This window comes from Morganella sp. HMSC11D09 (genome assembly GCF_001807955.1).
Classification (GTDB): domain Bacteria; phylum Pseudomonadota; class Gammaproteobacteria; order Enterobacterales; family Enterobacteriaceae; genus Morganella; species Morganella morganii.
Window position 1 is genome coordinate 134653 of the sequence record NZ_KV791696.1, and the last position, 11783, is coordinate 146435.

13 protein-coding genes and 1 tRNA gene (1 of these 14 running past the window's edge) are annotated in these 11783 nt (G+C 50.3%); 8 read left to right on the forward strand and 6 right to left on the reverse strand.

Annotated elements, in window-relative coordinates:
- The first annotated feature begins 251 nt into the window (after positions 1-251).
- Positions 252-872: a homoserine/homoserine lactone efflux protein gene (gene rhtB / locus HMPREF3119_RS12255; protein WP_036414975.1), complete on the forward strand. Its 621-nt coding sequence runs from the start codon at positions 252-254 to the stop codon at positions 870-872.
- A gap of 63 nt (positions 873-935) precedes the next feature.
- On the opposite strand, the gene HMPREF3119_RS12260 is transcribed toward rhtB, so the two are convergent.
- Entirely contained in the window at positions 936-1394 is a 459-nt protein-coding gene (locus HMPREF3119_RS12260; protein ID WP_004239106.1) for an anti-virulence regulator CigR family protein, read from the reverse strand.
- Positions 1395-1535: 141 nt separating this feature from the next.
- Between HMPREF3119_RS12260 and HMPREF3119_RS12265 the strand changes: the two genes are divergently transcribed.
- Positions 1536-2234: an RluA family pseudouridine synthase gene (locus tag HMPREF3119_RS12265; RefSeq protein ID WP_036414976.1), complete on the forward strand. Its 699-nt coding sequence runs from the start codon at positions 1536-1538 to the stop codon at positions 2232-2234.
- Between the two features lie 23 nt (positions 2235-2257).
- Here the strand turns inward: HMPREF3119_RS12265 and HMPREF3119_RS12270 are convergent, their stop codons facing one another.
- The gene (locus HMPREF3119_RS12270) at positions 2258-2797 is read right to left on the reverse strand and encodes a DUF2058 domain-containing protein (protein WP_070579866.1); all 540 of its coding nucleotides are present in this window, start codon (positions 2795-2797) and stop codon (positions 2258-2260) included.
- Positions 2798-2866: 69 nt separating this feature from the next.
- Positions 2867-3175: a hypothetical protein gene (locus HMPREF3119_RS12275; protein ID WP_004239103.1), complete on the reverse strand. Its 309-nt coding sequence runs from the start codon at positions 3173-3175 to the stop codon at positions 2867-2869.
- A gap of 397 nt (positions 3176-3572) precedes the next feature.
- Between HMPREF3119_RS12275 and sodB the strand changes: the two genes are divergently transcribed.
- A complete protein-coding gene (gene sodB / locus HMPREF3119_RS12285) occupies positions 3573-4151 on the forward strand; it encodes a superoxide dismutase [Fe] (protein ID WP_004239101.1) in 579 nt (192 codons plus the stop codon).
- An 83-nt stretch (positions 4152-4234) separates the two neighbouring features.
- Here sodB and HMPREF3119_RS20025 read toward each other — a convergent pair whose 3' ends face one another.
- Positions 4235-4318 carry a cytochrome bd-I oxidase subunit CydH gene (locus tag HMPREF3119_RS20025; RefSeq protein WP_108695365.1) on the reverse strand — a complete coding sequence of 28 codons (84 nt, stop codon included), beginning with the start codon at positions 4316-4318 and terminating at the stop codon, positions 4235-4237.
- A gap of 276 nt (positions 4319-4594) precedes the next feature.
- On the opposite strand from HMPREF3119_RS20025, the gene purR reads away from it, so the two are divergent.
- Positions 4595-5620, forward strand: a complete 1026-nt coding sequence (purR, locus tag HMPREF3119_RS12290) for an HTH-type transcriptional repressor PurR (RefSeq protein ID WP_004235455.1) — start codon at positions 4595-4597, stop codon at positions 5618-5620.
- Positions 5621-5623: 3 nt separating this feature from the next.
- Here purR and punR read toward each other — a convergent pair whose 3' ends face one another.
- Positions 5624-6526 carry a DNA-binding transcriptional activator PunR gene (gene punR / locus HMPREF3119_RS12295; RefSeq protein ID WP_004239099.1) on the reverse strand — a complete coding sequence of 301 codons (903 nt, stop codon included), beginning with the start codon at positions 6524-6526 and terminating at the stop codon, positions 5624-5626.
- 121 nt (positions 6527-6647) lie between these two features.
- On the opposite strand from punR, the gene punC reads away from it, so the two are divergent.
- Entirely contained in the window at positions 6648-7859 is a 1212-nt protein-coding gene (gene punC, locus HMPREF3119_RS12300; RefSeq protein ID WP_070579868.1) for a purine nucleoside transporter PunC, read from the forward strand.
- A gap of 265 nt (positions 7860-8124) precedes the next feature.
- Positions 8125-9288 (forward strand): cyclopropane fatty acyl phospholipid synthase, encoded by a 1164-nt coding sequence (gene cfa / locus HMPREF3119_RS12305; RefSeq protein WP_004239097.1) that lies wholly within the window; start codon positions 8125-8127, stop codon positions 9286-9288.
- A gap of 68 nt (positions 9289-9356) precedes the next feature.
- Here cfa and HMPREF3119_RS12310 read toward each other — a convergent pair whose 3' ends face one another.
- Positions 9357-10022, reverse strand: coding sequence for a riboflavin synthase (locus HMPREF3119_RS12310; protein WP_004239096.1), 666 nt, complete (start codon positions 10020-10022; stop codon positions 9357-9359).
- A 212-nt stretch (positions 10023-10234) separates the two neighbouring features.
- Between HMPREF3119_RS12310 and HMPREF3119_RS12315 the strand changes: the two genes are divergently transcribed.
- Both HMPREF3119_RS12315 and HMPREF3119_RS12320 read left to right on the forward strand, forming a co-directional pair.
- Positions 10235-11608 carry an MATE family efflux transporter gene (locus tag HMPREF3119_RS12315; protein WP_070579872.1) on the forward strand — a complete coding sequence of 458 codons (1374 nt, stop codon included), beginning with the start codon at positions 10235-10237 and terminating at the stop codon, positions 11606-11608.
- A 146-nt stretch (positions 11609-11754) separates the two neighbouring features.
- Positions 11755-11783: transfer RNA gene (locus tag HMPREF3119_RS12320), tRNA-Ser, on the forward strand; it runs 46 nt beyond the window's last position.

The window sequence follows — 11783 nt, forward strand, 5'->3', positions numbered from 1 at the left end:
ACCGGTGTTAACTTACCCGCAGAATACCACTTTTCACTGCAAAGCGATATTGGTTTTAACATACTGTTAAAATCGGTCAGAGAGATCAATCCGGTGTATTTTCAGCTGAACCCCCCCCGGTCAAAACCGATCATTACATCTGTTAGTTACGGTATTTTCCTCTGATAAACAAGACCTCCGTCATTTTTTATCTTACGCAATGATGCCATAATCCGCACTTTATATTCTGTTAACAATCTGATGAGCTGAAAATGACCTTTGAGTGGTGGTTTGCCTATCTGATGACATCCGTAATTGTCAGTCTGTCTCCCGGCGCAGGTGCCATTAACAGCATGACGACGTCCGTCAATCACGGCTACCGGGGCGCGATTGCGGCCATTGCCGGGTTGCAGACCGGCCTGATGATGCTGATTATACTGGTCGGTGTCGGGCTGGGGACATTGTTGTCACAATCGGTTCTTGCTTTTGAAATACTGAAATGGGCAGGAGCGGCCTATCTTATCTGGCTGGGGATCCGCCAGTGGCGGGCAGCGGGAACTATTGAGCTGAGTGCACAGGCGGCAACGCTGTCACGCAAAAAGCTGTATCAGAATGGCGTACTGGTGAATATCTCGAACCCCAAAAGCATTGTTTTTCTCGCGGCGCTGTTTCCGCAGTTTATTATGCCGCACCAGCCCCAACTGATGCAGTATCTGATTCTGGGCGTCACCACCGTTGCCGCTGATATTATTGTCATGACAGGGTATGCCGTACTGGCACGGCAAATCGCGGTGTTTATCAAGAGCCCGGCACAGACCCGCGCCATGAATAAAGTGTTCGGATCATTATTTATGCTGGTCGGCGCCCTGCTGGCCTTTACCCGTCCGGCATGAGATAAACATATATAAATAACGCCCCGCATCATTATGGGGCGTTATAACTATAAAGCTAATATCTTAATCAAAAACATTATTAATAATTGATGTGACAATTGCGGTACTCACCGCAATAAGTACTAAATCGTTACCGGCGATACGCCATTCATATCCCGGATAATGTGGTAATTGCTCAAGCATAGAGGCAGGAACCGCTTTCTTTGCAATACCCGGCGGCAGTGGTTTCCCTCTGGCCAGATTTTTGGCTATTCCCGGCGGCAACGCACTGTATCCGGTCAATCCGCTTCCCAGTGCAATTCTCCGCGCATCTCCGTAAGTCAGTGTCAGCGATATCCCGTTGCCGGAATCCGCAAACTCCCTGCTCTCTTTTCCGTTGCCTTTATGTCCTTGTTTTTTGGACTGTCCGTGAGGATTGCCATGCCCTTTGCCGTTTCCCGGGTCAGCATAAGATGAAAGCGGCACCGCTAAAAGTCCGGTGATAACCAATACAGCATTGCATACCTGTGTAAATCTGCGCATAACACAACCTCTGCGTATTAATACTAATGGTAAGCGTTGATCATTCCGCAAAATTACGCAATAGGATAACCGGACAACATGATTCGCCACTGTACTGAAAATTGGTTATCATCCCCTTCCGCTTTTTACCCGGATAACCCGATGTCTGACATTACCGATACCTTTATCGCCCCGCCGTGCCCGGAGCAGATTGACATTCTTTATCAGGATGAGCACCTGCTGCTGATTAACAAACCTGCAGGGCTGCTCAGTCTGTCGGGAAAGAATCCGCAGAATCTGGATTCCGTGCATTACCGGCTGGTACAGCTGTTTCCCGGCTGCACACTGGTACACCGGCTGGATTTCGGCACATCCGGGCTGCTGCTGGTAGCCCGTAACAAAGCCATTAATGCCGCGCTTTGCCGTCAGTTCAGTGAACGGACTGTGGAGAAAGGCTACAATGCTCTGCTGTGCGGGCATCTAAATGAGAATGAAGGAATAATTGATGCGGCGATTACCAAAGATCCGGCGTTGTTTCCGCGCATGACGATATGTGCTGTCCGGGGGAAACCGGCCCGTTCACATTATCAGGTGACTGAGCGCTTTTATTATGAAACTGAGGACGGGCTCTCTCTGCCGGTCACCAGGGTGGCACTGACACCGGAAACCGGCCGCACGCATCAGCTCCGCATTCATTGTCAGTATCTGGGCCATCCGATTTTAGGGTGTGATCTCTATGGCGGGAAACTATTGCCGGGCACCGGAAATATTCCGCGGCTGATGCTGCACGCCGGGGAACTGGATTTTGTGCATCCGGTCAGCGGCGAACCGGTTAATGCCCGCAGTCCCTGTCCGTTCTGAACAGGGAAGCAGGCAGATGCGGATCACCACATCAAATCATCCGGGATTTTAAAATCAGCATACGGATCGTCTTCATCCACTTCGTCCTGCGCCAGCGCATTATTTAACACAATGCTTTCCGCATCACGCTGTGTGATTTTATCTGCAACAACCGCCGGGATAATGGCATATTCACTCACACTGCTGTTTTCCGTGCTTAACCGGGCTATCGCCAGACGGCCGCTGATCAGCTGAGACTGTGTGGTTTTGTCCACGGCAATGCTTTTAATCACGTTGTTGTCGGTGAAATTAAAATCAATGCTGCCTTTTGAAATAATGATCCGGTTCATTTCAATCAGCTGCTTCACCTGAGCTTTATATTCTCTGGATAAAACAGCCTGTTTTTGCTGCTCACTCAGCTGTTTATCACGCTCAAGCTGCGCTTTTTTATTCTCTTCCACCGCTTCTCTGGCCTCACGGGCCTGAACGCGTGATTTTTTTGCTGTTCTGCGGACTTTATCCATTTTTTTGCTGGTCACCAGTCCGGCTTTCAGCATCTGCTCTTGTAATGTGAGTTTTGTCATTGTCTTTTCTGAATCAGTTTAATATTGCAGGTAATTATACCGGTAATTTTCAGGATTGTATCCGGCACGTCAGGCCAGCTGCATTTTCAGCCAGTAACCCTGCTGGCACAGACTGAAAAATTCTTTGTGCCGCGGAGAAATTGTTTTCGCTTTATCCCCCGTGACCGTCCAGACAATCCACTGTTCCGGGCACTGTTCGTCACCGGTCTGCACGGTAGTTTCTATCTCTTCACTGCACATCAGCTCAATACCATCGCGGAACTGCCATTTGCGGACACGCCGGATCACTTCAGAGAGCTCATCTTTCTGATAATGGTCACAAATAACATTACAATCAGTATGGTTTTGTATCGCGCGGGAAATATAGTCTGCCAGCATCGTGATCATTCTTGTACTTTTGTCATAGCGGAGATTGTAAAGGGTCTGCGGCCGGTTGACAAACGGCGGTCGTTGTCACGCTTTCTGTAAAATTGTTAAATTTGCGCGGATTTCAGCCGGTAAACCCGTTATATTTAAGATTCCGCAGTCATACGGGGAAGACAGAATGAAACGCTATTATAACTGGATCTGCCGCCATAAGCTGTACACCCTGCTTATCGCCTTTATTGTGACGGATATCATTTTGTGGGCGATTTTGTCTTTCACCATGTGAATAACATCACCCCGGTATTTCACGCTGTTTTTTATGACAAAACTTGTTAAGATAATTCGCAGAATAATAACAGTAACCCGTCTGTGACGAGGTTACTGATTTAACCTTAACAAGGAGAATGCAATGTCGTTTGAATTACCTGCACTGCCTTATGCAAAAAATGCATTAGCGCCCTATATTTCTGAAGAAACACTGGAATACCACTACGGCAAACACCACAACACCTATGTGGTTAATCTGAATAACCTGATCAAAGGCACCGCATTTGAAGGTAAATCACTGGAAGAGATTATCAAAACCTCTGATGCCGGTATCTTCAATAACGCTGCTCAGGTCTGGAACCACACGTTCTACTGGCACTGCCTGGCACCAAATGCCGGTGGCGAACCAACCGGTAAAATTGCTGACGCGATTAACAAAGCGTTCGGTTCATTTGCCGAATTCAAACAGCAGTTTACCGATTCCGCAGTGAAAAACTTCGGTTCCGGCTGGACATGGCTGGTGAAAAAAGCAGACGGCAGCCTGGCTATCGTCAATACCTCTAACGCGGCAACCCCGGTCAGCGGTAACGACAAACCAATCTTAACTGTTGATGTCTGGGAACACGCTTATTATATCGACTACCGTAATGCCCGTCCTAAATACCTGGAAAACTTCTGGGCATTAGTGAACTGGAAATTTGCGGAAGAAAACCTGGCGTAATCCGGAAATACATCATCCGGAAACACAATACAGTTGATCAAAAAAGGGCGGAATCTTCCGCCCTTTTGTATTGATGAGGTGAATCAGAAAAGCATTGTTGCAAATAATACGATCATAACCAGTGCTGCAACCGCGGTTGACAAACCATATTTCAGATCTGTATCCATTCTTATCTCCAAAATAGCTGCTTAGTGACCAATGATGACTACCTGACATCCTGAATCATCAAAATAATTAAAACGGATGGTCTGACCGGAAAACCCGAATAGCTGACCATATCAATAACCATAGCACAGGTAATATTTTTTACTTTTGACCCTGATCAGACAACAATGCCTGTTTTTACAGAAATTTTTCTATTGTTACCGCATAATGGCACTATAATAGCAATCGATTAACCGAATAATAAAATACAGACCGGCAGGTCAGGAGTTGTTTTCATCATGGCAACGATTAAAGATGTGGCTAAGCGCTCGGGCGTCTCCACCACAACCGTCTCCCATGTCATTAATAATACCCGTTTCGTTGCGGAAGAAACGAAGGCGGCTGTCTGGGCTGCTATCAAAGAACTGCACTATTCACCGAGCGCCGTGGCGCGCAGTCTGAAAGTCAATAACACCAAGTCCATCGGGCTGCTGGCCACCTCCAGTGAAGCGCCGTATTTTGCGGAAGTGATTGAGGCGGTGGAAAACAGCTGCTACAGCAAAGGGTATACCCTGGTGCTGTGCAACTCTCACAATAATCCTGACAAACAGAAAGCCTACCTGGCGATGCTGGCACAGAAACGTGTCGATGGTCTGCTGGTGATGTGTTCAGAGTACCCGGATCAGCTGATTGCCATGCTGGAAGGCTACCGCAATATCCCGATGGTGGTGATGGACTGGGGCAAAGCGCGCGGGGATTTCACCGATGCGATCATTGATAACGCCCTGCACGGCGGTTATCTCGCCGGCCGTTATCTGATTGAACGCGGACACCGTGATATCGCGGTTATTCCGGGGCCGCTTGAGCGGAACACCGGCGGCAACCGTCTGGAAGGATTCCGCAAAGCCATGAAAGAAGCAGGAATTACGGTACGCGATGAATGGATTGTCCAGGGCGATTTTGAACCGGATTCCGGTTATCAGGCCATGACACAGATTTTATCCGGCAAACAGCGCCCGACCGCGGTATTCTGCGGCGGTGATGCTATGGCGATGGGCGCAATTTGCGCGGCTGATGAAATGGGTCTGCGCGTGCCGCAGGATATTTCTGTGATCGGGTATGACAATATCCGTAACGCCCGTTACTTTACCCCTGCCCTGACCACCATCCACCAGCCGAAAGAGCGGCTGGGACAAATGGCACTGACCATGCTGCTCGACCGCATCGTCAACAAACGCGAAGATGCGCAGACCATTGAGGTGCATCCGCGCCTGGTCGAGCGCCGCTCCGTGGCGGATGGTCCGTTTATCGATTACCGCCGCTGAGGATCAGCGCAGCCATTCGGCATTGAGCGTGTTGCTGTCCCCGAGATAATCGAGCAGCCAGCTCAGTGCCGGAGAGGTATCTTTATCTACCCAGGTGATACAGCACGGGCTGTCCGGCAACGGCTGCTCTATCTTCAGCGCTGTCAGCCGCCCCTCTTTAATCAGCGGATCGGCGCGGTGTGCCGGCATCATTGCCACACACAATCCCGATTCCACACAGGCAATCCCGCGATCCCAGTCCGGCACCACCAGGCGGCGCTGATTATCCAGTGCCCACGTATCGCGTTTCGGCAGAGAACGTGAGGTATCTTCCAGACACAAACTCGGGTACGGCACCATCTCCTCATTGGTCAGGACATGACCGGCAGAGGCCAGCGGATGATCCGGACTGACTACCGCACGCCACGGCATAAAGCCCATATCGCGGAAATTGTAGCGCTCACCGATAGGAGATGCGCGTGTCGCACCGATTGCCACGTCCACCCGTCTGTCCACCAGCGCATCCCACACCCCGTTAAATACTTCCGGGTAAATATACAACTCGATATCCGGGAAATGATGATAAAAATCCAGCAGAAGTCGCGTTATCCGTTCCGGTTTTACGATACAGTCAACGGCGATGCTGAATTGTCCGCGCCAGCCGTTGGCTATCATCTGACACTGATGACGTGTGGATTTCATTTTTTTGATGACATCACGCGCTTCTTTGACAAACAGCGCCCCGGCGGGTGTCAGTTCAACGTCGCGGTGACGCCGTTCAAACAGCGGAACCGCCAGCCACTCTTCCAGCTGGCGGACACTGTAGCTGATGGCAGAAGGCACCCGGTGCAGTTCCTCTGCCGCCGCACTGAAACTGCCTGTCCGCGCCACAGCATCCACCACATCCAGCGTATATTCTGACCACATAATCCTTCCTTTCAAAAAATTTCACAGCAGTGTGCAAATAATAACGTTTTACAAGGGAAAACTCGAATAGTTAAAATACTAACTCACGCATTACACTTATTTAACATTCAGGTATTTCTCTGTGACTGTCAATAAATCGCCTTCCCGCGGCTTTCTCTTTTATCTCGCCGGACTCAGCATGCTGGGTTATCTCGCGATTGATATGTATCTGCCTGCATTCGGTATGATGCAGGACTCTCTGAACTCCACAGCCAGCGCAATCAGCGCCAGTCTGAGTATCTTCCTGGTCGGTTTTGCCATCGGTCAGCTGTTATGGGGACCGCTCTCCGATAAAATCGGCCGTAAGCCGGTTCTGCTGATGGGCCTGAGCCTGTTTGCCCTGAGCTGTCTGGCCATGGTCTGGGTTTCCACCCCTGCCCAGTTATTATTACTGCGTTTTGTACAGGCCGTCAGTGTCTGCTCTGCCGCTGTCACCTGGCAGGCGCTGGTTATCGACCGTTATGACGATCACCGCGCACAGCGTGTTTTCGCCGCAATTATGCCGCTGGTGGCACTCTCTCCGGCACTGGCACCGTTACTGGGCGCATGGCTGCTCAACCACGGCGGCTGGCATGAAATTTTCCTCGTGCTCGGCGGTATCACCCTGCTGGTGCTGATCCCGACCCTGATGCTGAAAGAAAAGCATCATATCGCGCCGGATGCGGTCAAAACGGAAAAACAGAAAATTTCCTTCTTCCGTCTGCTGAAATCCCCGGTTTACAGCGGTAACGTGCTGATTTATGCCGCGTGCAGCGCCGGTTTCTTTGCCTGGCTGACCGGTTCGCCGTTTATTCTGCGCGATATGGGTTATAACCCGAATGATATCGGTCTGAGCTACATTCCGCAGACTATCGCCTTTATGGTCGGGGGCTACGGCTGCCGTGCCCTGTTGTCGCGGATGAACGGCAAAACATTATTACCGTTCCTGCTGGCCGGTTACGCCGTCAGTATGGTGGGCCTGTATGCTATGGCAAAATTCGGTAACCCGTCACTGGTGGCGATCCTGATCCCGTTCTGCTTTATGGCAGCAATGAATGGCGCGTCTTACCCGATTGCGGTATCAAACGCCCTGGCGGTTTACCCGGAACACAGCGGTAAAGCAGCAGCATTACAGAATGCCATTCAGCTCGGTTTATGCTCCGCGATCAGTTTCCTCGTTTCTGCCCTGATGCATGAGCCACTGCTCTCCACCACAGCAGTGATGGCGGCAACGGTGATACTGACCATCGGCGGTTATATTATCCAGCGCCGCCCTTCGCGCACCTCCGTGACTATTGCGGAACAAAATCAATAGATTGCACCTCCTATTAAGAATATTCCTAATTACAGGCCGTACTCAGGTACGGCCTTTTTTGTCATTGAATTTTAATTTCAGGCTCCTATACTTTTCTGACAATTCGTTTTAAATCCGGATTTTGAGCTTTGTTTTTGTTTTAACGATCACGTTAATACGCAGACTGTCACCCGATGACGGCCAATTACACCGGTTCTGTTGTTCCCGCGCAAAACGTCATAAATAAAGCACTCAGAATCCCGCTTTGATAAAAATTGGAGATAATATGAGTTCTGATTGTGTCGAAAATCAAAAAACGCCTGCCGACTCCTGGCAGCGGATTGCCTCCGATCTTTTAGACGAAGCCGGCATTGAGATTAATGGTTCCCGCCCTTTCGATATTCAGGTGCATAACCAGCAGTTCTTTAAACGGGTCTTGCAGCAGGGCTCTATGGGACTGGGTGAAAGCTATATGGATGGCTGGTGGGACTGTGAGCGGTTAGATATTTTCTTTCAGCGGGTGTTACGCGCCGGGCTGGAAAATAAACTGCCGCAGAATATCAACGATATTATAAAAATCGCCATGGCTCGTCTGCGTAATCTGCAAACCAAAAAACGGGCGCGGATTGTCGGCGAAGAACATTATGATCTGGGTAATGACCTGTTTGAGCTGATGCTCGACCCGTATATGCAGTATTCCTGCGGCTACTGGAAAGGTCTCAGTGATGACCCCGCCAATCTGGCGAAGGCGCAGGAACAGAAACTGCATCTCATCTGTGAAAAATTACAGCTGAAACCGGGTATGCAACTGCTGGATATCGGCTGCGGCTGGGGCGGACTGGCGGCGTATGCTGCGAAACATTTCGGTGTGTCGGTGACCGGTGTGACCATTTCCGCTGAGCAGCAAAAATATGCTCAGGCGCGTTGTGCGGATCTTGACGTAAATATTATCCTGGAGGATTACCGCGATTTGCATGAGCAATATGACCGGATTGTGTCTGTCGGGATGTTTGAGCACGTCGGGCCGAAAAATTACGCCACCTATTTTGATGTGGTCAAACGCAATCTGAAACCGGACGGCTTATTTTTACTGCACACCATCGGTTCAAACCGCAATAAAGTGAATGTGGATGCCTGGATCGGAAAATATATTTTCCCGAACGGTTGTCTGCCGTCTGTGCAGAATATCGGTGACAGCAGTGAAAATAAATTAGTAATGGAAGACTGGCATAATTTCGGGGCTGATTATGACCGGACACTGATGGCATGGCATTCCCGTTTTCAGGCAGCCTGGCCGTCACTGGAAAATAATTACACACCGCGCTTTAAGCGGATGTTCACCTATTATCTCAACGCCTGTGCCGGTGCATTCCGTGCCCGTGATATCCAGCTATGGCAGATATTATGGAGCCCGCAGGGTTGTGAGGGCGGATTACGCGTTCCGCGCTGAATATCATATCCGCAATAAAAAATCCGGTCTGACAAAAATCAGTACCGGATTTTTTTATCTCAATAAAGTCAGGCCTGTGGTTTTTCCGTCGGCGCCGGCGGCGTCAGGCTTTCCTGCAACTGCTGCATTTTCTGCGCCAGCACCCGCTCGGTGGTATCAACAATCGCCTGCGTCTGCGGATCCAGCTCAATATTCACTTTATCGCCCAGCCGTTTTTTACCCAGCGTGGTGCGCTCACGGGTTTCCGGAATCAGATGCACACAGAAACGGTTATTGACCACATCCCCGATAGTCAGGCTGATACCGTCAATGCCGACAAAGCCTTTATGCAGGATATATTTCATCAGGGCTTTATCTTCGATGCGCAGCCAGATCTGATAATTATTTTCAGAGACAAAGATTTTGGCAATTTCCGCCGTGGTGACAATATGACCGGACATAATATGCCCGCCGATTTCATCACCGTATTTAGCGGCTCTTTCCAGATTGACCACATCTCCGGTTTTAATGCTGCCGAGATTGGTTAGTCTTAAGGTTTCCTTAACCAGATCAAAACTGATTAAATCCCCGTCTATTTTTGTGACTGTCAGGCAACAGCCGTTATGTGCCACTGATGCGCCCGTTTCTATCCCGGCCAGCATATCAGGCGGGAATTTCACAGTGTGAGTACGAAAGTTTTCTTTTTCTTCGATGGCGACGACGGGGCCTTTGCCTTGTACAATCCCGGTAAACATGCGGATCTCCAGTCAGTATTCGGATAGATTTATGCAGTTTATCCTGAAACAGAGAATTAAACAGCCCTTCCCGTTACATCCCGCACATTTAATTGTATTGGCTTGTATTTGATTAATCGCTAGAATGATTTTTCCGCCTGATCCGGTAAATGTGTTACGAATCCCGGAAAGTCTTTCCTCCTCCTTTTATCAGAATAAATAAGGTGTATTACGTGCAGAAGTATTTGAAAGAAGCGCGTACTTTGCTGGCTCTTGGTATTCCCGTTATTATCGCGCAGTTTACACAGACAGCGATGGGCGTGGTTGACACTGTGATGGCCGGCAGAGTCAGTGCGACAGATATGTCCGCCGTGGCTGTCGGTACCTCCATCTGGCTGCCCGCTATCCTGTTCGGCCACGGTCTGCTGATGGCGCTGACCCCGGTGGTCGCGCAGTTCAACGGCTCCGGCCGCCGTCCGCTGATTGCCAATCAGATCCGCCAGGGTATGTGGCTGGCGGCATTTTTATCCGTCCTGGTCATCGCGGTGCTCTATAACAGCCGCTACATTATTGAAAATATGCCGCATATTGACCCGGTCCTGGCTGAAAAAGCCGTCGGATTCACCCACGCTATTATGTGGGGGGCACCGGGTTACCTGTTTTATCAGGTGCTGCGCAGCCAGTGTGAAGGACTGTCGAAAACCAAACCGGGGATGGTAATTGGTTTTCTCGGCCTGCTGGTGAATATCCCGGTCAACTATATCTTTATTTACGGGAAATTCGGCGCGCCTGCTCTCGGCGGTGTCGGGTGTGGTGTCGCGACCGCTTCCGTATTCTGGGCAATGTTCCTGTTTATGCGCTGGTATGTGAAACATGCCCGTTCGCAGCGTGATGTGCAGCCGAAGAGCCGCTTTACCCCGCCGGACTGGGCGGTAATGAAACGGATCACGCAGCTCGGTCTCCCAATCGCTCTGGCGCTGTTCTTTGAGGTCACGCTGTTTGCCATTGTTGCCCTGCTGGTTGCGCCACTAGGTGTGACGGCGGTGGCCGGACATCAGATTGCCCTGAACTTCAGCTCGCTGATGTTTATGTTCCCGATTTCACTGGGGATCGCCACCACTATCCGTATCGGCTTTAACCTCGGAAAAAGTTCCACGGAGAAAGCGCGTGTATCCGCCTATACCGGGCTGGGTGTCGGGCTGATGATCGCGGCGGTGACGGCGCTCTTTACTGTGCTGTTCCGTGAACCTATCGCGCTGCTGTATAACGACAATCCGGAAGTAGTGATTATGGCCTCCGGCCTGATGCTGTTTGCCGGTATTTATCAGCTGTCGGATTCCGTTCAGGTAATCGGTGCCGGTGTGCTGCGCGGTTATAAAGACACGCGCGCCATCTTCTATGTCACCTTTACGGCTTACTGGATCCTCGGCCTGCCGTCCGGTTATATTCTCGGACTGACAGATCTGGTGGTACCGGCGATGGGCCCTGCCGGGTTCTGGATCGGTTTTATCATCGGATTAACCGCCGCAGCCATCGGTATGGCATGCCGGATCCTGTGGTTACAGAAACAGCCGGACAGTTTTATCCTGCAACGCGCCGGTCGTTAACGGCTTTTTGACGGGGGAAATGCACAGTTTTCAGTCCGATAGCATTAAATACGAGCAGTCGGACAAGAAAATGTGTTTTTCCCCTTGCAAGAGTCGGTTCGGATCGTTAATATTCGTCCCCGTTGTCAGCGAAGATATTAAAGAATGCGTCCATAGCTCAGTTGGTTAGAGCACC

What these genes read in the sequence shown, in the direction of transcription:
- rhtB (WP_036414975.1), top strand. Translation starts at nt 252, where the DNA reads ATGACCTTTGAGTGGTGGTTTGCCTATCTGATGACATCCGTAATTGTC.
- HMPREF3119_RS12260 (WP_004239106.1), bottom strand. Translation starts at nt 1,394, where the DNA reads ATGCGCAGATTTACACAGGTATGCAATGCTGTATTGGTTATCACCGGA.
- HMPREF3119_RS12265 (WP_036414976.1), top strand. Translation starts at nt 1,536, where the DNA reads ATGTCTGACATTACCGATACCTTTATCGCCCCGCCGTGCCCGGAGCAG.
- HMPREF3119_RS12270 (WP_070579866.1), bottom strand. Translation starts at nt 2,797, where the DNA reads ATGACAAAACTCACATTACAAGAGCAGATGCTGAAAGCCGGACTGGTG.
- HMPREF3119_RS12275 (WP_004239103.1), bottom strand. Translation starts at nt 3,175, where the DNA reads ATGCTGGCAGACTATATTTCCCGCGCGATACAAAACCATACTGATTGT.
- sodB (WP_004239101.1), top strand. Translation starts at nt 3,573, where the DNA reads ATGTCGTTTGAATTACCTGCACTGCCTTATGCAAAAAATGCATTAGCG.
- HMPREF3119_RS20025 (WP_108695365.1), bottom strand. Translation starts at nt 4,318, where the DNA reads ATGGATACAGATCTGAAATATGGTTTGTCAACCGCGGTTGCAGCACTG.
- purR (WP_004235455.1), top strand. Translation starts at nt 4,595, where the DNA reads ATGGCAACGATTAAAGATGTGGCTAAGCGCTCGGGCGTCTCCACCACA.
- punR (WP_004239099.1), bottom strand. Translation starts at nt 6,526, where the DNA reads ATGTGGTCAGAATATACGCTGGATGTGGTGGATGCTGTGGCGCGGACA.
- cfa (WP_004239097.1), top strand. Translation starts at nt 8,125, where the DNA reads ATGAGTTCTGATTGTGTCGAAAATCAAAAAACGCCTGCCGACTCCTGG.
- HMPREF3119_RS12310 (WP_004239096.1), bottom strand. Translation starts at nt 10,022, where the DNA reads ATGTTTACCGGGATTGTACAAGGCAAAGGCCCCGTCGTCGCCATCGAA.